This window comes from Parafrankia soli (genome assembly GCF_001854695.1).
GTDB lineage: Bacteria > Actinomycetota > Actinomycetes > Frankiales > Frankiaceae > Parafrankia > Parafrankia soli.
Map to the genome: position 1 here is coordinate 30,625 of NZ_MAXA01000234.1, position 20,703 is coordinate 51,327.

General features: G+C 71.3%; 13 protein-coding genes. 9 read left to right on the top strand and 4 right to left on the bottom strand.

The window, feature by feature from the left end; all coding sequences use genetic code 11:
• The first annotated feature begins 147 nt into the window (after positions 1 to 147).
• Positions 148 to 1,269, top strand: a complete 1,122-nt coding sequence (locus BBK14_RS23730; RefSeq protein WP_071065468.1) for an Rv3169 family protein — start codon at positions 148 to 150, stop codon at positions 1,267 to 1,269.
• Between the two features lie 44 nt (positions 1,270 to 1,313).
• Positions 1,314 to 2,405, top strand: a complete 1,092-nt coding sequence (locus BBK14_RS23735) for a phosphotransferase (RefSeq protein WP_071065469.1) — start codon at positions 1,314 to 1,316, stop codon at positions 2,403 to 2,405.
• A 45-nt stretch (positions 2,406 to 2,450) separates the two neighbouring features.
• Here the strand turns inward: BBK14_RS23735 and BBK14_RS23740 are convergent, their stop codons facing one another.
• The gene (locus BBK14_RS23740; RefSeq protein WP_071065470.1) at positions 2,451 to 3,227 is read right to left on the bottom strand and encodes a FadR/GntR family transcriptional regulator; all 777 of its coding nucleotides are present in this window, start codon (positions 3,225 to 3,227) and stop codon (positions 2,451 to 2,453) included.
• Positions 3,228 to 3,467: 240 nt separating this feature from the next.
• A complete protein-coding gene (locus BBK14_RS23745) occupies positions 3,468 to 4,355 on the bottom strand; it encodes an enoyl-CoA hydratase/isomerase family protein (protein WP_071065471.1) in 888 nt (295 codons plus the stop codon).
• A 180-nt stretch (positions 4,356 to 4,535) separates the two neighbouring features.
• Here BBK14_RS23745 and BBK14_RS23750 point away from each other — a divergent pair, with 180 nt between their 5' ends.
• From BBK14_RS23750 to BBK14_RS23775, 7 genes are all read left to right on the top strand, one after another.
• Positions 4,536 to 5,336 carry an enoyl-CoA hydratase/isomerase family protein gene (locus BBK14_RS23750; protein WP_116430142.1) on the top strand — a complete coding sequence of 267 codons (801 nt, stop codon included), beginning with the start codon at positions 4,536 to 4,538 and terminating at the stop codon, positions 5,334 to 5,336.
• A gap of 587 nt (positions 5,337 to 5,923) precedes the next feature.
• A complete protein-coding gene (locus BBK14_RS37870) occupies positions 5,924 to 6,214 on the top strand; it encodes a hypothetical protein (protein ID WP_131802406.1) in 291 nt (96 codons plus the stop codon).
• 982 nt (positions 6,215 to 7,196) lie between these two features.
• Positions 7,197 to 7,856, top strand: a complete 660-nt coding sequence (locus tag BBK14_RS23755; protein WP_241831799.1) for a hypothetical protein — start codon at positions 7,197 to 7,199, stop codon at positions 7,854 to 7,856.
• A 137-nt stretch (positions 7,857 to 7,993) separates the two neighbouring features.
• Complete coding sequence (locus BBK14_RS23760) at positions 7,994 to 12,067, top strand: DUF6603 domain-containing protein (protein ID WP_071065473.1); 4,074 nt, start codon at positions 7,994 to 7,996, stop codon at positions 12,065 to 12,067.
• The gene (locus tag BBK14_RS23765; protein WP_071065474.1) at positions 12,064 to 14,481 is read left to right on the top strand and encodes a hypothetical protein; all 2,418 of its coding nucleotides are present in this window, start codon (positions 12,064 to 12,066) and stop codon (positions 14,479 to 14,481) included. The genes BBK14_RS23760 and BBK14_RS23765 overlap by 4 nt, the downstream gene beginning before the upstream one ends.
• Positions 14,478 to 18,350, top strand: coding sequence for a hypothetical protein (locus tag BBK14_RS23770; protein WP_071065475.1), 3,873 nt, complete (start codon positions 14,478 to 14,480; stop codon positions 18,348 to 18,350). Before BBK14_RS23765 ends, BBK14_RS23770 begins: the two co-directional genes overlap by 4 nt.
• A 66-nt stretch (positions 18,351 to 18,416) precedes the next feature.
• Positions 18,417 to 19,832: a hypothetical protein gene (locus tag BBK14_RS23775; RefSeq protein WP_071065476.1), complete on the top strand. Its 1,416-nt coding sequence runs from the start codon at positions 18,417 to 18,419 to the stop codon at positions 19,830 to 19,832.
• 56 nt (positions 19,833 to 19,888) lie between these two features.
• On the opposite strand, the gene BBK14_RS42980 is transcribed toward BBK14_RS23775, so the two are convergent.
• Together BBK14_RS42980 and BBK14_RS23780 are read right to left on the bottom strand one after the other, a co-directional pair.
• The gene (locus BBK14_RS42980) at positions 19,889 to 20,065 is read right to left on the bottom strand and encodes an SDR family oxidoreductase (RefSeq protein ID WP_476739403.1); all 177 of its coding nucleotides are present in this window, start codon (positions 20,063 to 20,065) and stop codon (positions 19,889 to 19,891) included.
• Entirely contained in the window at positions 19,980 to 20,624 is a 645-nt protein-coding gene (locus BBK14_RS23780; RefSeq protein WP_241831800.1) for an SDR family NAD(P)-dependent oxidoreductase, read from the bottom strand. Before BBK14_RS23780 ends, BBK14_RS42980 begins: the two co-directional genes overlap by 86 nt.
• Between the last annotated feature and the right edge of the window lie 79 nt (positions 20,625 to 20,703).

A 20,703-nucleotide genomic window follows, 5' to 3' on the forward strand; every position in this document is an offset into this window, starting at 1 on the left:
CGACGCCCGTCGATTCTGGTTCCTGCGGCCGGGTCCGGCATCCCGGCGGCGCTGCGGCAGCGAGCGCGAGCCCGGCGGTCCCGGTCCCGGCCGTCGGGAGGCCGGGCAACCGGCGTACGGACCGGCGTACGGAGAGGAACCCTGTCGATGCTCACCCCGTTCGACGACTATCCCGTCCACCAGACGCCGCTGCCGGTCGCGCACGTCGAGGGCGGGCACCCCGATCACTACGATCGGTTCTGGTTCAACGGTTACGACGGCGAGATGTACTTCGCGCTCGCGCTCGGGCTCTATCCCAACCGGGGAATCATCGACGCGGCCTTCAGCGTCGTTCACGATGACGTCCAGAGGTCCGTGTTCGCGTCGGGACGCATTCCTCTGGACCGGACCGAAACCCGCGTCGGACCGATCTCGGTGGAGATCGTCGAACCGCTGCGGGTCAACCGCATCCGCGTCGACGCGGCCGAGCACGGTCTGGTCGCCGATCTCACCGCCGTCGCCCGCACACCCGCCTACGAGGAGCCGCGGACCAGCCAGCACGACGGGACGCGGCTGCTGACCGACTCCACCCGTGCCACCCAGATGGTCAGCTGGACCGGCCAGCTGACGGCCGGGGGCGAGGACGTGCGGATAAGAACCGGAACGTACGGCACGAAGGATCGCTCCTGGGGAGTCCGCGGTCTCGTCGACCGGATTCCTGGTGCGCCGCGTTCCGCCACCCCACAGGTGTTCTTTCTGTGGGCCCCCTTGAACTTCGCCGATGAGTGTCTGCACTACATGGTGATGGAGGACGAGGCCGGAAACCCCTGGACGGACACCGCGGCGGTGTTGCCCGTGCTCGCCGAGGGCGGGTCGGTCTTCGGACCGGACACCGGCATCCGGCGCCTGCGCGGAGTCAGGCACCAGATTCGCTGGGCCCCGGGGCTGCGACGATCCAACGGTGCCGCCCTCATTCTCGGGGAGGGCGAGGCGGTGGAGCTGGAGCCGCTGCTCAGCTTCCGGATGAAGGGCGCCGGCTACCTCCACCCCACCTGGGCCCATGGCCGGTGGCACGACGAACTGGCCGTCGGCGGTGAGGCGCACAAGGTGGCGGAGCTGGATGTTCTGGCCATCGACTGCGTACACGTGCAGCAGGTGGTGCGGGCGACGTGGGGTGGCCGGGTCGGCCTCGGCGTGTTGGAACAGGCCGTCATCGGGCCCTACCGGCCGGGCGGATTCCGCGACCTGCTCGACGGCGCTCCCAGCGCTCCCAGCGCTCCCGGCGTCTGAGTCCACCGTTCTCCCAACGAACCCCGGAGACCCAGGTGAGCACAATGACCGAGCCTCCCGCACTGGTGTCCGACCCGCGTGACGTCACGGCCGGCTGGCTGACGGACCTGCTGAGGCACGCGGGAGCGCTCTCGGCCGGCGGCCGGGTGGCCGACTTCAGCGCGGTGGCCATCGGGACGGGCAGCGTCGGGGCGACCCTTCGCTACCAGCTGCGGTACGGCGGGGACTGCGCGTCGATCGCGCCTCCTCCGTCGATCGTCATGAAGTTCGCCTCGGCCGAGGCGAACAGCCGGGCCGCGGGCGTGGCCACCCGCTCGTACGAGAACGAGGTCGCGTTCTACCTGCAGGCCGCCCGCACCGTCGACGTCCGCCGGCCGCACTGCTACTTCGCCGCCGTCGAGCCCAACACCGCCAATGTCGTGGTCGTCCTGTCCGATCTCGCGCCGGCGGTGCCCGGGGACCAGCTCATCGGCTGCGGTGCCGACGACGCGGAGCTCGCGGTGACCGAGGCGGCCCGGTTGCATGGTCCCCGCTGGGGTGACCCCGCGCTCCTCGACCTGAGCTGGCTGGCCAAAGCCGAGCCGGTGATCTCGGTGTCCGACGTCTACCGGGCTCTCTGGGACGGCTTCGTGGAGCGCTACCGGACGACGATCGAACCCGACGTCATCACCCAGGGCGAAGCCCTCGGCGCCGGCATCGATCGGTGGCTGGCGCGTCGCCCCACTGCCGTGACCATAACCCACGGTGACTTCCGGATCGACAACATGATGTTCGAGGGAGCCGGTCGGAACCGGCACGTGACAGTCGACTGGCAGACCGCGCGCCTTGGCACGGGTCCCGCCGACATCGCCTACCTCCTCGGCGGAAGCCTGCCGCCCGACATCCGGCGCGCGCACGAGGCCGACCTGGTGCGCCGCTACCACGACGCCCTCGGCGGCTACGGGGTGACGGGTGCCTACCCGTTCGAGGAGTGCTGGGACGACTACCGGCGCTTCAGCTGGAACGGGCTGATCATGTCCGTGATCGCGGCGATGATGGTCCGCCGCGACGCCCGCACCGACGCGATGTTCGCGACGCTGGCCAACCGGCACGCCACCCAGACCCGGGACCTCACCGCCATCGACTACCTGCGCTGAGCCTGTGCGGCTGTGCGGCTGTGCGCTCGAGCGACTGGACGGCCCTCAGTAGTCGTGCTGCATCAGGTCGATGACGTTCTTCGCGCGCTGCGCGAGCATGACCCGCCCGACGATCTCCATGTGCTCCGCCCAGTGCTTCTCGGCCGCCGGGGCGTCACCGTCCTCGATGAGCGCCGCCAGCCGTGCCTGGGAGCGCAGGCCGCGCAGCCGGGTGGCGCTGGTGTCCTTGCCCTCGCCGGGCTGGCTGACCGCGGCGACGGCCCGGGCGACGATCTCGTTGAGCATCTCGGCGATGATGCTCAGGGTCTGGTTCCCGGCCAGCTCGACGAGGCGGGCGTGGAAGCGTGAGTTGGCCCGCCCGAACGCCTCGGGGTCGTCGATCACCTCGAGCTGCTCGGCACTGAGTCGGCGCAGCTCCGCGGCCGAGGACCCGCGTGAGCGTGCCCCGGCGACCAGCCGCGCGGCCACCGGCTCGATCGTGCCGCGGGCGTTGTAGACGTCCGCGAGCGGGACGTTGCGCGCCTGGAGCACGAGCGCGGCCGTGCGCGCCGTCATCCGCTCGCTGGGCTGGTGGGCGATGACGCCGCCGAGTACTCCGCGCTTGACGGAGATCAGGCCCTCCGCCTCCAGGATGCGCAGCGCCTCCCGCAGGGAGGGGCGGGAGACGCCGAACCGGTCGACCAGGTCGGGCTCGCGGCCGAGTGACTCACCCTCCGCCAGGTCGCCCCGCACGATGAGCCGCCGGAGCTCGTCGGCGATCTGCTGGGGCTTCTCGCGCAGCGGGGGCCGCTCCCCACCGCGAGATCTCCTTGGCTCGGTCACCTGGCTCGACCTTCTCTCCGTCGGCCGCGTCCAGCCCCCACCGCGACGGCTCGCGCGCAGCGCCGGACGAAGCGCTGGCCATGGTCTGATGCCCGTGACGGCTGGGTGAATGCGATCCGCCCAGCCTACCGGCGAACATCTCCGGGACCCAGCGCCCGGCCGGTGCTTTCCCTCTAGATGTTTGAACGTGCCTACGGCGTCTCCGGGTGCGGCTCACCACGCCGGGGGAGGCGGTCACGGCTACCGCGCCAGCTGGTCGTCGGCCTCCGGGTCGGGGAGGTCGAAGTGCTCGTCGCGTAGTTGGAAGGCTCGTTTTGTGCCGTGCCTGGGGCGGGTTTTGACGAAGTTGAACTCGTCGTCCTCGAACTGGAGGTTGGTGCCGAAGGCGTGGAAGAGGTAGCTGGCGACCTCTTCGCCCTGGTAGCCCTGTAGTTGCTCGACGAGGCGGAAGGCCTCCTTGGCGATGACGATGCCGTCGGCGGGCATCCGGGAGAGCTTGCGTGCCCACCAGTCCGCCCGCGCGGACACGTCGGCGCCGTCGATCACCTCGGTGAAGACCGAGAGGTGGGCCAGTTCGCTGGCGGGGATCATGTCGCCGGTCAGCAGCAGGCGGCGTGCCAGCACCGGGCCGAGCCGGTAGAAGAACATGTGCAGGGAGCCGAGGGCCGGGCCGAGGAACCGGGTCGCGGGCATCCCGATCCGGGTGTCGCCGGCGACGACCGCGATGTCGGCCATGAGCGCGAGTTCGAATCCGCCGCCGAGCGCGAAGCCCTGTACCTCGGCGATCGTGGCTTTCGGGTAGCCGAGGAAGTTGTGGTAGAAGCTGAACGACTTGCGGTCGACGGACAGCCGGCGGCGCTGGCTGGGACGTCGCTGCCGGGAGTCATTCGCGGCGTCGCCGTACCAGCCGTAGGCGTTGGCCATGTCGGCACCGGTGCTGAACACGCCCCCGTTCCCGCGCAGGACCACCACCTTGACCGCGTCGTCGGCCGCGAGCTCGTCGAGGTAGGTGCCGAGCTGCTCCCGCATCGCGGGGTCGTACGCGTTCCGGCGGCTGGGGTTGTCGAGCGTGAGGCGGGCGATCCCGGTCCCCTCGTCGCGTTCCAGTAGCACACGGCCCTCGCTCACTGGCTCTCCCTCTCGCTGATCGGACAGTCACGCCATCCGGCCACGCCATGCTATATCTCTAGATATTTTACGGCCTCGAGAGTTAGCATCGTAGCGATGCGTGTCACCCTGGGCGAGTCCCCCGCGGCGGGGGCCGGGGGTCTCCGACCGCTGCGAGTGCACGCGAGGAACGGGGTTGTTGTGGACATTGAGGCGGGCGTCGTCCTCGATCGGGACGGCGGCGTGCTGCGCATCGGCCTTGACCGGCCGCACCGCCGCAACGCTCTCGACGCCGCGGCGGTACGCCGGATCATCGGTGCGCTCGAGGACGCGGCCACCGACGACACGCTGCGGGTGATCCTGATCGAGAGCCGCAGCCCGGACTTCTGCTCCGGCGCGGACTGGGTCGCCTCGAACACCGCCGGCGGCGCCCGGCCGCGCCCCGGCAGCGTGCAGCGGCGCACCGCGCTGCAGGCGCACCGGCTCATCGGGCTCATCACCGAGGTGCAGCTGCCCGTCGTCTGCGCGGTCCGTGGCCACGCCGTCGGCCTCGGCTTCCAGCTCGCGCTCGCCGCCGACTTCACCGTGGCCGCCGAGACCAGCCGGTTCTGGGAGCCGTTCCTGACCCGGGGCTTCAGCCCGGACAGCGGCGCGACCTGGCTGCTGCCCCGGCTGGTCGGCATCGCCCGGGCCAAGGAGCTGCTGCTGCTCGGCCGGCGGCTTTCCGGTGCGGAGGCCGCCGAGTGGGGGCTCGTCTACCGGGCCGTGCCCGACGCCGAGCTGGACAAGGCGGCCGCGGAGCTGGTCGGGACGCTCGGGCAGGCCGCCACGGTCGCCGTCGGGCTCACCAAGCGCCTGGTCAACCGCGGGCTGGAACTAGGGCTGACCGAGGCGATGCAGGACGAGGCGTCCGCGCTCGAACTGGCGTCCCGTACCGCCGACTTCCGGGAGGGGCTCGCGGCGTTCAAGGAGCGGCGGCCGCCCGAATTCGGCGGGAGATAAGACGGACCAGGTTACACTCAAATCCCTGGCGGGATAGCTGTACATCCTTGGAGCCGTCTGTGTCCGAGCAGGTCGCCACCCGGCTCGTTTCCAGCCGATCGCGAGGGCGCCCAGCGCGCCGTTCGGCCCTACGCCTTCTCTCGGCGTCCCTGGTCCTGCTGCCGGTCATCGCCGCGCTCCTCACCGGTTGGTACCACGCGAGATTCCACACCTGGCCGTGGTCCTCCAGCCTGCCGGACAGGGTGACATACTGCGACCGCGATTACACCGGCCCGGGCCGTCCGGTCACGTGGGCCGAGGCGGATGTTCTTGAGAGCGGCACTGTACGGGATGTCGGCCGCGCCAGGGTCGGCGTTCGCGAACAGTCGATATACGCGAACCCGCTCTCGGAACAAGCCCGGGAACGCGCCGACCCACCTCTTCCCTGCGCCATGGCCGTATACCTGCGGACTGACGGCGATCGGGTCGCGCCCTACGTTCTCAGTGGTGGACCGTGACACCGATCTTGTCGTCATCTCGTCGACCGGACGCCGTCCCGGATGGCGGAACCGCCGCCTGCCCCTGAACTAGACAGCATGCGAATGTGCTTGTCCTCCTTTCGTAACGGCAACAAACCCGACGAGCTGCTGCGGTTACTCGGCGACGGCCGGCGAACAGCGCTTATTCTCAACGCGCAGGACTGGAAGGCGCCCGAGGATCGCGCTACCGACCTCGCGCAAGAAGGCGAACGCTTGGAATCTATTGGCCTGCAGCCCGAAGAGGCGGACCTTCGGCAATATTTTGGCAGACCGGATGAATCGAGGCGGGCGCTGGTCGGCTATGACCTGGTCTGGGTACGGGGTGGCAGCGTCTTCGTGCTGCGAAGTGCTTTTAGGTAAAGTGGCGCAGACGGTGTAATTCCCGAGCTGGTCAACGGTGACGCGGTTGTCTACGGTGGTTGACGCGCTTGTCTGCGGTGGTTACGGTGCCGGCGTGGGCATCATGCAGCCGCAATCGACAACCACATTCCCTTTGTAGCTCTTCGTTACGGCGAGGTAATCGTTGTCGATGGCGATGAACAGAAGTTCGTTGGTCAGGATTGGGGAAATCGGGCCGGCTCATCCGCCGCCGCTGGTCGGAGGGACCGTTCGCGTTGCCGGTCCGGTCGGGCCCGCGCGCCTTCTTCGCCGGCGGGCCCGTCCTGCCGGCCCGAAGGTGAGCACGTTCCGGCCCCGCGACCACCGTTCGGTTCCCCTGACGGCCCGTGGGGCGACCCCGGCGGCCGGCTGTTCATCGAGCCGGCGCCGGAGAACCCGCGCGCCGTCGGCAACCGGCCCGGCTTCGACCCGGCCGGCCCCGCCCGGCGACCGTCGTGATCCACCGGAAGGACGGCGGGAAGACCGGCACCTGATCCCGCCCAGCGACCCTGCTACCCATCGGCCCGCCCACCCCTCTACGCAGCGTTCCACCCGCGGCCCGTCGAAGCACCCGGCCCCTGACACCGATCCTGGCCGACGCGGCCCGTCCGGCCGGGGTCGGAGTTCGCCACTTTCGCAGCTCACAGGCTCGGCGGGGAATGCCCGCGCCCGAGCTTTCGCGGCGCGGCCGCCGAAGACCGGCACGGCCGGCCCGGGAGGCCCGGGGATAACTTTGCGTGACTTTCCGCAAATGGCTCCCCTTCGGGGTGAGGGTTCCTTAATCTGTTGTCCAGAGGGTTTCCGTTGATCCTCCTGGGTGTTGTGTGCGCACCCGTGGYGAACCCCTCTGTGCGTAACGGGAACTGTCGCCGTCCCGCCGGTTGCCTGAAAGCAGATACCGGCGCCGAGGGCGTGTCCCGCGTTTCATCCTGGCGGATCGTGGCTGTACGGGGGGGACGTCGTGGTGGCGGAGGAATACAACCTGAAGCTGGATGACAGGCCGAGCCATCCGTTCCGCGGTCTCGAACCTGTCACGATCTCCGGTAGGCCGAGCGGTCTCACGTACCACCATATAGTGCCGTACAGCAAGCTCAGGGACTTCTGGAACAAGCTCGTCGAGAACGGTGACATCAAGCAGTGTAAGTTTCTCCCTCCCCTCCGGGACATGATCGGCGAAAAAACCTATGTCAACATCCTGCGCCCCGACGGGAGGCGCAGCGACGCCGAGATGCAGGCAGTCAAGGAGCTGGTCTCGAATATATACATGGGTAAGGTTTCCCATGGTTCGAGCAGGTTGCGTCCCGAAGGATGGGACAATCTCGTGGGCATCTACGCCTGGCTTCCTGGAAACCTCTTCGTGGGCCCCACGGACCGATGCGACGACCCCAAGGACAAAATTGACGACGCAGCTTTCCGAACAAAGGGCGCCAGGCAGGTGCGCCGCAGAATTCTTTCCGAATCCTACGAAGAGATTCTGGCCTACCTGAAAGGCACGACAGCCCGAAAGTCGAAATTCGCTTCGGAGGCGCTGTACAAGGTGGTCAGATACCCGAAGCTCCAAGATTTCGACCTCAGGGACTGGACCTGGATCGACGGTGAGAAAGGGCCGCAGGTCAAGGGGTAGGGGTGAGTGGGCGGGTGTGACGCCGTCCGCTGGTCCCGGTGCGGTGATGGACGCGCCCCGTGCCGGCCGGGAAGCGTCCCGCCGTGGTTGTCGAACGTGCCCGGAAGTGAATGGCCGTGATCCGAGGGAGGGGTTCAGTGGATCTCGATGCCCTGAAAACGCATCTCCTGAGCCTGGGTGATCCACCGACACTGCGGGCCGCGGACACCGCGCTCCCCGCGCAGCTGCGCGCCATGCTGGCCACCTTCCCGGACGGTGTCTGCCAGGGTGGCGCGGGCACCGGGCGACCGGAGGTGGACGCCGGGCGGACGACGCTCTCGCTCTCGCTCACCTGGGCGTCGCCGGCCTGGCCCGTCGGCGCCGCCGTGGCCATGGCGGTGACGGGCGTGTTGGTGACCGTGACGAGCCAGGACCTGGTCACCCTCACGCTCGGCGGCACGTTCGACACGGTGGAGGTCGTGTCGACGGTCACCGCGGACGACCTCGGGCGGCTGACCGCCGCCGTGCGGCCGGTGCTTCCCGGCGCCTTCGCCGCTGAGCTGGAGAAGCTCGGCAGGCGCCTCGGCGGTGACACCGCCTGGCAGGAGGCGGCGGACGGGCTGCGCGCGTTCGACTTCAACCCCGCGGATATCGCCGGCTTTGACTATCGCCTCGTCGAGGAGGCGGCTGCCGAACCGGTCGCCTACGAGGTGGACGTCATGGCGATCGTGGCCTCGCTCACCATCAGGGCGCTGCCCCTTGATGTCGCCGTGTGGTTTCCCCATCTGGCCCTCACCGGCACGCTGACGGAGGCGCGACCGATCTCTGTCCGGTCCCTGCTGGAGTCGTTCGGCATACCCGGCGGTGAGGTGCCCGAGGCCTGCGCTGTCAGTGAGCTGTCGTTCGCCGCCGGCCTCGGGGAGGAGTATCTCCTTCGGATGACGGCCACGGGTGACTGGCCGATCGTCGGCTCCCTCGTGATCCGATCCCTGTCTCTTTACGTCTACTACGGGATCGGTGCGGGATTCGCGGCCCGGGTCGGGGGCACGGTGTCGATCGGCTCCGCGCTGAGTATCGACATCTCGGCCGGGAAGGCCGGCGGCGCGCAGGGCGGCTGGGCTTTCAGCGGCGGCCTCACGGCGGGCACGACCCTCGGCATGGCGGAGGTGATCGACGCACTCGGGCTGACCGATGTGCCAGGACCGGTCAGGTCCCTCGAACTCACCACCCTGACGCTCTCGTACACCACCGGTTCGACCGCCCTCGACTTCGTCTGCGAAGGCGACATGACCATCGCGGACGGGGTCACGGCCACGCTCCGCGTGACGGTCACCCGCGACGGCTCGGATACGCGCTACGGCGGAATGCTCGACGTCGACGGCTTCGCCTTCGAGGTCGACTTCGACGAGGAGAAATCCGGCGCGGACATCCTTGTCGCCACGTATCGCGGTGCCGCGGAGGGCACCGAGATCGTTCTGCGGGACTGGGTCGCGCATTTCTCCGCCGACCTGGCGGCCGACGTTCCCGACAGCCTGCGGATCGGGCTGAAGGACGCCAAGTTCGTGCGGGTGAAACCCGCGGGCGGCCCGGCCCGGTTCTGTGTCGGTGTGGACCTCTCGGCGGGTTTCGACCTTTCCCAGCTTCCGCTCGTCGGCGGGTTCCTGTCGACGTTCGGGACGGTGAGTGTGGAGAACCTGCAGGTCCTCTACAGCTCCGGAGCCTTCGACGCCCAGACTGTCGCCTCGGTCAACCGGCTGCTCGGGCCGGCCAAGGTGGTGGCCCTCCCGCAGGCCGGGTTGGCGGCGGGCGTCGCCGCGCTGGCCGAACTGCGGATCGGGAAGGAGTCCACGTCGGTCGCTCTCGGCGTGCCACCCTCGAACGCCGGCGGCGGCGAGCTCCCCAGCAAACCCGAAACCTCCAGCACCCCGAGCACGTCCAGCACCCCGAGCACGTCCGGCACCCCGAGCACGTCCAGCGCCCCCGATCCGTCCAGTACGCCCGACACCTCCGGGACGGGTGCCTCCAGCGTCCACTGGGTGTCGGTGCAGAAGCAGCTCGGCATCGTCCACGTCGACCGGGTCGGGGTGATGTACCAGCACAACGTGCTGCTGTTCGCGCTGGACGCGTCGGTCGCCCTCGGCCCGCTGGCCCTCTCGCTCGACGGCCTGGCGGTCGGCTCCCGGCTGGACAGGTTCGCGCCGACGTTCCGCCTCGACGGCCTCGGGATCGGCTACAGCGCCGCTCCGGTGGAGATCTCCGGCGCGCTGCTGCACCTGCCCGACGACCAGCTTCCCGACACGGTGGCGTTCCAGTACGACGGCACGGCCACGGTCGGCCTGCAGAGCTTCTCGCTGGCGGGTCTCGGTTCGTACGCGCAGCTGAAGGACGGCGCGCCCTCGCTGTTCGTCTTCGCCCAGCTGGAGGCGCCGCTGGGCGGGCCACCGCCGGTCATCGTCACCGGACTGATGGCCGGGTTCGGCTTCAACCGGGAGCTGACGCTGCCGACCCCCAGGGAGGTCTCCGGTTTCCCGCTGCTGAGCCTGCACAAGCAGGGGCCGAACTCCGGGCACAAGCCCTCCCACGTCCTCGACGTCCTGGAAGGGCGTGAGCCAGCCGTGGCCGGCAGCCAGCCGCGGCGGTGGATCGCCCCCCGCGAAGGCTCGTACTGGCTGGCCCTCGGGGTGGAGTTCACCGTGGCCGAGGTGGTGAACGCCAAGGTGCTGCTGGCCGCGGAGATCGGCGCGGAGCTGGCGCTGGCCGTGCTGGGCCTCGCGACGATCCAGCTGCCGCTGCCCACCGAGTCCGCCACCACCACCTACGTCTACGCGGAGCTGGGCGTGGAGGCCGTCATCCGGCCCACCCAGGGCAGCGCCGAGATCGCCGCGCAGCTCTCCCCGGCCTCATACGTGCTGACGCCCGCCTGCCACCTCACCGGCGGGTTCGCGGCGGCGACCTGGTTCGGGAACAACCCGCACGCCGGGCAGTTCGTCGTCACCCTCGGCGGCTACCACCCCGCGTTCCGCCGGCCCTCCTACTATCCCGACGCGCCGCGGCTGGGGATCGACTGGGCGGTCAGCGGCAGCGTGTCGATCAAGGCCCAGGCGTATCTGGCCGTCACGCCGTCATGCGCGATGGCGGGCGCGCGGCTGGAGGTCCTCTTCCACGAGGGCCCCATCCGGGCCTGGTTCACGGCGCAGGCCGACGTGCTGCTGTCCTGGCGGCCGTTCTTCTTCGACGCGCGCATCTCGGTGAGCATCGGCGCGTCCGGCAGCGTCAACCTGGGGATCCTGCACGTCACGATCAGCGGTTCGATCGGCGCGACCCTGCACCTGTGGGGGCCGCCGACCGGCGGTTCGGTCACCGCGCACTTCCCCCTCATCGACGTGACCGTCAGCTTCGGCGGCTCCCGCGGGGGAGCCGAGACCGGAGCGCTGGGGTGGGACGTGTTCGCCAGCATGCTCCCGAAGCCGGCGGACGTCGTCACTGTCGCGCCGGTCTCCGGCGTTGACAGCGCCGTGGCGGACACCGCACCCAACCCCGGTGGCAGCGGCAAGGTGTGGCAGGCGCGGGCCCGGGACCTGCGCCTGTTCACCCAGTCCGCGGTGCCGGCCAGCCACCTGCGGACGGGCGACGCGCCCCTGGCCTCGTCCGAACCCGGGGACGGCCCCCTGGTCGACGTGCGTCCCATGGCCCGCGTCGGCCTGGTCGGTGAGCACCGGCTGAGACTCTTCTACGAGGACAGGCCCGCGTCGACGGACGGCTGGACGCTCACCGCCCGCACCCGGGGCGTGCCCGCGTCGCTGTGGGGTGCCCCGCCGACCCCGTTCAGTCACACGCCGTCGCGACCCAGCGCCGAGGTGCTGCCGGACCGGCCGGTCGGCTTCGACGTCCAGGCGCCCCGGCCCGAGCTGGCCGCCTCGCGCGGGGTCTTCCCGCTCAGCGAGTACAGCGAGGACGAGCTGCCGCCCGGTCTGTCGCCGCTGCCCCGGGAGCCGGCCGCCAACCGCGACTTCGTCGGCGCACCCGACCCGTCCTGCGTGGATCTGCTCGGGCGCCTCGACCGTGGCGACGCGAGGAGCGGGCGCGACCAGATGTACGCCGCCCTGGCCGACGCCAAACTGCTCACCGACCTCGGCGACAGCGCCCTGGCGGGCCTGGCGGCGGGCGCGGCCCACTTCTACAGCGAGGCGCCGATGATCCAGAGCGCGCAGGAAGCGGGGAGCCGCGGATGAGCCCGAGCCCGCCGCACCCCGCCCGCGACACGATCCCCCCGGGGGACCTCGAGCTGCACGACCACTACCTGCCCGCACTGCCCGCCGGCGACTACCGGATCGAGGCCACCCACACCCTGCGCGCCGGGCCGCACGACGGCGCACAGGTCGTCGGCGGGCCGTTCACAGCCGTGCAGAGGTTCACCGTCCGCGGCCCGCAGGTGCGGATCGACGCCGACGCGGTGGTCGCCAGGCAGCCTCCCGACGCCGCCAGCGGCAGGTTCGCCGAGGTCCTGCCGCACGTGGTGCTCGGCGATCCCATGCTGCCGTGGGAACGTCCGCTGGGCGGGGCCTCGCGCGACACCCCGTGGCTGGCACTGCTGGTGCTCACCGACGATCAGCTCGTCGGCGGCATCACCACCCCGACCCGCACCATCTCCGCCACCGTGGCGGAGTTCCTGGCCCACGACGCCGCCGTGCTCAAGCCCGCGCTGACCGTGGAGTCCGACATCGGGCCCGGCGACCCGTGCGTGTACATCCAGGTCGCGGTGGCCGAGTTCCACGCGGTGGCGCCCCGGCTGGGGGAGCTGCGCTTCCTCGCCCACTRCCGCGGTGCCAACACCGGGGACCGGCCCATCCTGGGCCTCCAGGAGGACGGGCTGTTCTCCGTCATCGTCGCCAACCGCTTCCCGACCGCCGCCCCGCCCGGCTCCGATCCCGGGACAGGTACGAAGGACCCCGCGACCGGCACGAAGAACATCGTGCATCTCGTCTCCCTGGAGGGCCACGAGCGGATCCTCGCGGACACCCCTGACTTCCAGGGCCGCTCCTCGGTGGCGCTGCTGTCCCTGTGCAGCTGGTCGTTCCAGGCGCAGCCCGACCGCGAGGCGGACTTCGCCGACCTCGCCGAAGGACTCACCCGGACCCCCTCCGGCACCCGGGCCGGGCGCGACGACATGTGGCTGCGCCTGCCCGGCCCGCCCGGGCAGACCGACACCGCCGCGCGGCGACACGTGGCCCGGCGGATCGACGACGGGTACCTGCCGTTGCCCTACCTGACCCGCTCGGGCGAGGCCACCTACGGCTGGTACCGAGGGCCGCTCACCCCCGTGCTGCCCGCGGCCACCGACCGGGCGGCGCAGGCCACCACCGCCGACGCTCTCATCGCCTACGACCCGGCCTGGGGCAGCTTCGACCTGTCGCTGGCCGCCGCGTTCGAGACCGGCCGGGCCCTCGCCCTCGCCGACGCCCCCTTCGCCCAGCACCTGCTCGCGTTCAAACAGGCCACCCGGCACCTGGTGGACACCCTGCACCACCAGGCCACCAGCGTCCACCTGCAGCGGGACGGCAGCGGGCGCACGCGGCCGGGGACGGCGCGCGCGGCGTTCGGCGCGCTGCTCGACGGCCACCTGCTCACCGCCCTCGGCACGCCACCGGGCCGGCCCCGCGCCGCGTGGTCCCCGCCGACACCCGCCGCGCCGTCCGCCGACCCGGCCGGCGGGCTCGAGGCCGTGCTGCGATCCGACGCCACCCGGGCCGCCCTCGCCACGGCGATGGACGCCGACGACGGCCTCGGGGAACACCTCACCCGGGTCGCGGACTGGCTCGGGCGGCTCCTGCTGCTCCACCCCGTGCCGTTCACCCACCTGGTGCCCGACGAACGGATGCTGCCGCGGGAGTCGCTGCGTTTCTTCCACCTCGACCCCAGCTGGCTGGACGCCCTGCTCTCCGGTGCCCTCAGCATCGGCGCGCAGTCCAGTCGGGACACCCTCCAGGACCAGATCGTCGCCGCGACCATCCGGGCCGCGGCGGCGGAGAAGGCGGCCGGGTACCGCGCGACGCAGCGCGGCACCGCGACGGACTCCTCGCCAGAGGACCCCACGCCGGAGGGCACCGCACCTGGTGCCGCCGCGTCCGGCGGCGACGCCGTTCTCGGGCCGGTCTCCGGTCTGCTGCTGCGCTCGGCGCTCGTCTCCGGCTGGCCGAACCTGGCCGTGCGCGCCCTGGACGAGGCCGGTGAGCTCCTGCCCGTCCTGCGGATGGACCACCTCTMGCCCACCGTGCTGCTGTGCCTGTTCGAGGGTCTGCCCGCGGCCGTCGAGCTCAGGGAGCCCCAGGAGGGCTTCCGGTTCGGCGTCGAGGACCACGGCCTGATCCCGCTGCGGAACCTGCTGGCCCCGCCCCCCGCGTCCGGGGGCCGCCCGCTCGGCGAGCAGATCGGCCCCGACGTCACCTTCCCCGTCCTGGACCATGTCAGGGCCGGTGCCGGCGGCCCGATCCTGGACCTCGGTTCGCTCATCCCCGCGCTGACGGCGGCTCTGGACGCCGCGCACGGCACCGCCGTCGGCCCCATCGGCCCCGCCGACCTGGCCCTGCAGATGGTCAAGGTCCCCGAGGCCATCCGCTTCACCGGCCCGAACGGAGACCGAGGTTGACCGCCCGCCCCGCGCTCGTCGTCCCCGTCGACCTCGACGTCCTCGTGGTCAACCGGGCTCTCCAGGGCCGCGACGCGTTCCGCAGCTGGCAGCACACCTACCTGGCGCTGGACGACTACCTGAGCCCGGAGCCGGACGGGGGAGACCGCCAGAGCAACGACCCGGTGCACAGCCACACCGGCGTCCACCTGCACTGGACCCTGCCCAGGGGGCTGCGCCACGGCGTGCAGGACCCGGCGACCGGTGAGATCGGCTACCCGCTGGTGCCCAACCGCTGGCTGGTGATCCGCTTCAGCGGCACCGGCACCCGCCTCGTCAGGGCATGGGTGATCGAAAGCGACTGCCCGTACAGCCCGCGGGCGCAGGACGACGGACACGACCTCGTGCGCTCCAGCCCCTACCTGGTCGACGCCACCACCCTGCGCGCCTGGCAGGCCAGCCCGGACCCCTACCGCAACACCATGGACCCCGACGTCGGGCAGGTCCAGATCGGGCTCGCCTTCGGGCACACCGACACTCCGTGGACGGAACGCGCCGGCCGGGACCCCCTTTTCGTCACCGCCATGGCCACCGGGGACCCGTACTTCACCACCTACACCCCGCACAACACCAACGTCTTYTCCTTCCTCGACGACCTCTCCGACATCACGTCGGCCACCGCCCTGGGCTACCGGGTCATCGGCTGGTACTCCGATCCGGACGCCGACGTCCTCGCGTCCCGCCCGCCCGGCACCTCCTACGCCGACCAGCTCGCGCACCTCGGCTGGCAGGATCCCCGCCTGACCGGCGAGGCCGGTCACGACGCCGCGGTCAGCCCGATCACCCGCAGCCTGTACGCCGGTACGGCCCTGACCGTCGGCTGGGATCCCGCCGCGAGGGCGGCGCCCGTCCCGGACCCGCTGGACACGATCCAGGACAACGGCGCGCTGAGCGTCGCCCTGGGCAACACCACCGAGGACGCCTTCACCGCCCTCGCCGGCCAGGCGCTGCACGCGACCGGCGCCGCGCCCGCCGCCGCCGACGTGGCGCTGCTGCGTGCGTTCCTGCACGACCTGCTCGCCGTCGCCGAGGAGAAGGGCGGCGACGAGCGGGTACGCCGGCAGGTCCACAACGCCTCGTTCGCCGCGTCGACCGGCGGCCATCGTTGGACGGTCACACCGCCCCCCGCTGACACCCCGTCCGATGGCGGCCCGTCCACCGGCAGCCCGTCCGCCGAGGCCGCGGCGCCGCGCCCCTTCGTCCCGCCGGCCTGGCTGGCCACGCTCAACGACGATCAGCGTCAGCTCGACGAGCGGCTCGGCGAGCTGCGGGACCTCCAGTGGCGGCTCAACGCCCTGTGGCTGAAGAACGGGATCGCGGGGGCGTCGATGTTCCCGCCCGACGACGTCCCCGACCAGGACCTGATGATGCAGGAGCTCGACGCCGAGCGGGAGGGATCCCTCGCCCACACCGTGGGCGTCCGAACCGCCCAGGTGGGAGAACTGGCCGCGAAGGTCCCCCAGCCCGACCACACCCGGCCCCACGCCAGCGCCCATGACGCGTTCCTCGCCGGGGTCGGCGCCTTCGCCGCGGCGAAGGGGCTGGGCGGGGGAGCCGAGCTCAAGGCCGTCCCGCGCCCCCCGTACGCGCAGAGCAACAACCCCGTGGTGAGCCTGTCGGGGATACTGCCCCCGGCCGACGCGACCGTCCCCGACCAGCCCGTACCCGTACGGCCACTCACCGACGACGGCGCCGCGCTGATCAGCGCCGTCACGGTCGCGGGCACGACGATCACCGCGGTACCCGGCCGCGGCCCGGTGCCCGCCGTCGCGGGTCTCGACGCCTTCCCGCCCGAGGTGCCCGGGCTGCTCGCGGAGTACTTCCTGCTCGATCCCGGCAACGCCGCCGCGCTGGCCGCCGCCGGCGGCCTGCCGGCGGAGCAGGTCAGGGCCGTCCTGAGCGCCCACCCACCCGCCGCCTACACCGGCACCCTCCCGGAGCTGGGTCTGGAACCCTGGACCCAGCCCTGGGAGCCGCTGTTCATGGAGTGGAAGATCTCCTACCGGCACATTCCCCACACCGTGGGCGCGCGGCGCTGCTGGACCTTCGACGGCACCGACTACCGCTTCACCCCGGAGGGCGTCGACATCCCCCTGGACCGGGTCACCGTCACGGGTGTCTCCGCGCTCGGCCCGCACCCCCGGTCCCTGTTCGCCGCCAGGATGAAGGAGTACGTCGCCCAGCACGGCACCGACGACCAGCGTGACCAGCTCGACGCCTGGCTCACCGCGATCGGCGACTGGGGGCTGCTCGCCCAGGAACTCACCGGCTTCAACGATCGCCTGGCCGCCCGCGACCTGCGCGCCTTCCGCCGCCCCACGACCGACGACACCGACTTTCCCGCCGTCGCCGACCTCGTCGGCTACCCGGACGCCGCCACCGAGGACGGCCTGCCCGCGCGTTACCGCGGCCGGGTCAGCAGCTTCCCGTACCTGCCCGGCAGCGCCAGCGCCCCCTTCCACGAGACCCGGCAGGGGCAGATCTGCGTCGAGGAGCTCTTCCTCTACGACAAGTTCGGCCGAGTCCTGGACGTCGTCAGCGGCGACACCCAGAGCAGTGGCCTGCACGACTACCGCAACTTCCCGCTCACCGTCGACACCGCCCTCGCGGTCGGGACCTCTCTGACGCCCGCGATCGCCTCCGTCGCCCAGCTACCCCCGCGCCCTCTGCAACCCGCCCGGCTCGACTTCGACCTCCTGGATGCCCGGACCGGTACGCGCGTCGTCGGCACCGCGGCCGACCCCAGCCCCATCAGCGGCTGGATCCTCCCCAACCACCTCGACCACAGCCTGCTGCTCTACGACCCGGCGGGGCTCCTGCTCGGCACCTACCGGCTGCTCACCGGAGCCGACGGCCGGCGCACCGGCCAGTGGGAGCCCCCGCCCGGCAGCGCCATCACCACCCCGGACCAGCTCGCCGCCCACGCCCCCGAGATCGCGGCCCTCATCGGTTCCCCGAAGCTCGCCGCGGAGGCGAACCTCACGGCCTTCCTCGACGTCATCGACTCCACCCTGTGGACCACCGACCCGCTCGGCCGGCGCGCCGACCAGAACCTGTCCCTCCTCCTCGGGCGCCCGCTGGCCCTCGTCCCCGCGCAGCTCCGGCTGACCCTCGAGGGACCCCCCATCCGCGACACCGGCTGGGCCGCCACGCTCGACCCGCCGCCGCCGGCCTTCACCGGCGACCAGTTCGAGATCCGCCTCGGCGACGTGGCCGCCCGCGACGACGGCCTCATCGGCTACTACGCCACCGACCCGCACGGGGCCTACAACTACGACTGTTTCCACAGCGTCACCGCTCCCGACGACGAGCAGGACTACGCCACCCAGATCGGGCCGCCCGGCGCCGCGGGCACCGTGCCTGCCGGAACCGTGCCTGCTGGAAACTACGTCCCGCTGACGTTCGGTGACCCGGCGCCCACCCGGCTGCTCCTGCTCCTCGATCCGCGGGCCCCCGTGCACGCCACCAGCGGCATCACCCCCACCGCCACTGTCACCGTCCCGCCCCGGCACACCGACGACGCGCTGCGTCACCTGCAGGCGCTCTTCCGTTTCGGCCCCGTCCTCACCACCGAACACGCTCCGACCAGCCAGCCCGACCCCGACCGCGACCACGACCACGGCTCCGACCACGACTCCGAGGCCGGGACGCTCGCCTTCCCCCGGCCGGCCGAGAAGAACGGCTCGTGGTCCTGGCTGCGCCCGGCGCCCGGCGAGGCTCCCTGGGCGCCGTACGCGCTGATCCCGGCACYGCTGGAGGCGCGGTTCCCGGACAGCCCCGTTCTTCTCGAGGACGGCCTGCTCCGCTTCCTCGCCGACCCGGAGCAGTAACCACGTTCCCTCCCCGACGCACGTCAGGGCACCGCAGTAAGGACCCGCACGCCAGGAGGATTCGCAATGGCCGCAAACCCTCTGTTCGACTACCTACCCGCCACCAGCCCGTCACCGCTCGAGGCGGGCGGTGACCCGGAGAAGGGCACCAAGGCCTGCATCAACATCTCCGTTGTCCACGGCGACCAGAACATCTACGCCGACAAGATCGCGATCTCGGTGCCGGTCAACACTCAGAGCGGCACCGCGTACTTCACCGAGAATCCGCACATCGCGGTGAACGACGACAGATGGAAGCCGGTGTCGCTGGCGGCGAACACCGAGCAGGAGCTCACCGAGCATCATMAGCTCACCTTCCACAACGCCAACCCCAACGATCCGGTCACCTACCCCCTGGCCTTCAGTATCAGCGGCCTGATCGCCACCGCCACCGGTGACCCGCTCCTCGTGCAGATCGTCGAATCCTCCAACACGCAACCGCAGAAATTCACCCGCAAGAATCCGCGGACCCTGACCCTGCCCGTCATCCAGCCCGTCTTCTACCTGCGCAACTTTCTGGCCCGCAGCACGGACAGGCCGACCGTCCCCAGGACGAGGATCGACGCCGGCGAGTCCCTCCAGCTCTCCTGGGAGAGCAACGGCTCCTACTTCTGGCTGTACGACGGCAGCAACGCGGCCCCCGTGTTCGAGGGAACCGGCACCTCGTGGTCCGCCCCGTCGGGCACGATCCTGCGCGACACCACCTTCATCGTGAAGGCGTCCGCCGTCGGCGGCGGACAGCAGGCCGCGGAAGGCTTCGAATCGGTCGAGCAGTACGCCAACCTCACCATCGCCGTCAACAACCCCACCCTGACCGGACTGACCGTCTCCGGCCCGGTCACCGCCACGTCCACCCTGACCGTCTCCGGCTCGGTCACCGCCGAGTCCACGCTCGACGTGTACCGGTCGCTGTCCGCCCACAACGACGCGACGGTCCAGGAGGAGCTGACGGTCTCGGGCAATCTCACCGCCCGGTCCCGGYTCGACGTGAACGGGCTGCTGAGCGCCAACGACGATCTGACGGTCGGGAGCAAGCTGAGCACGCAGGGCATCAACGGCGCACGGTTCGGGGAGGACATCGACGTCGGCGACAAGATCAGCACCTATGGTCACAACGGACTGAAGGTGCTGCACGACCTTTCGGTCGATGGCGGCGCCGAATTCGTCGGGAGCGGAAAAATCGTGCGTATCCGTGAGCTGCGGGGGCCCTACGGCGAGGATCTGACCATCAACAGCACCGTCCGGGTGCTGGAACAGTGCGGGTTCACCATCGCCGGCAGCACGGTCCTGCGCGACGGGGACCACATCGGCCTGCAGAACAGGCAGAAGGACGGCTGGCTCTACGCGGCCGCCTACAACCACGACGGCGACCGCGGCTATATCTTCAGGTGGAATCCCGGTAACCGGGTGGGCGGGGACAGCTGGCGGGTGACCCGCGACTGACCGGGCGTTTCGTCTCCCGCCCTGTTCGGAACCGGTCCGGATCAGAACTGGCCGGGTCAGAACTGGGTGCCGCCGTCGATGTTGATGACCGCGCCGGTCAGGTACCCCGCGCGGGGCGACAGGAGGAAGGCGAACAGGTCGCCGACCTCACCCGGGGTGCCCGGCCGGCGGGACGCCGCGCTCCCGGGCGAGCGCCCCGCGCAGGGCCGCGAGCGACCCGGTCTCGATGGCACCGGGGCAGACGCAGTTCGCCCGCACCCCCGAGCCGCCGTACGCCCTGGCGACGGTCTTGGCGAACGCGGCCACCCCGCTCTTCAGCGTGACGTACGGCAGCCGGTCGGGATGATAGGCGCGCATTCCGTACGCCGCCGTGGTGACCACCGTGCCCCCGCCGCCGGCGACCAGGTGCGGAACGGCCGCCCTGACGGTGCGGACCGTCCCCATCAGCACGTCGTCGACGGCGTCCGCCCACACCGCGTCCGAGGCAGCGTCGAGGCTGGCGTGCGCGGCGGTCGACGTGCCGGTGGTCACCGCGACACCGGCCAGCTCGCCGAGCGTCCCGACCGCCTCGCTCACGATCCGTTCCGCCTCGCCGGGGCGGTTGACGTCGCCGAAGACCGCCGTCGCGTTCCGCCGGCCCAGCCGCCCCACGGCCGCCCGCGCCCGGTCGGGGTCCCGCCCCACGAGTGCCACGCGCGCGCCGTCGGCGACCAGCACCTGCGCGGCGGCGAGACCCATGCCCGCCGTCCCGCCGACGACGAGGAAACCACGATCACGTATACCGAGGTCCATCTCAACCCTCTCCGTTGCGGGCGGGGGCCGAGGCCGCCGCCGGTGGAGGAACGACTGGTCGCTTTCCCGTTCTGCGCCC

Excerpts from the sequence above, each read along its gene's own strand:
- BBK14_RS23730 (WP_071065468.1), top strand. The coding sequence starts at position 148 with ATGCTCACCCCGTTCGACGACTATCCCGTCCACCAGACGCCGCTGCCG.
- BBK14_RS23780 (WP_241831800.1), bottom strand. The coding sequence starts at position 20,624 with ATGGACCTCGGTATACGTGATCGTGGTTTCCTCGTCGTCGGCGGGACG.
- BBK14_RS23735 (WP_071065469.1), top strand. The coding sequence starts at position 1,314 with ATGACCGAGCCTCCCGCACTGGTGTCCGACCCGCGTGACGTCACGGCC.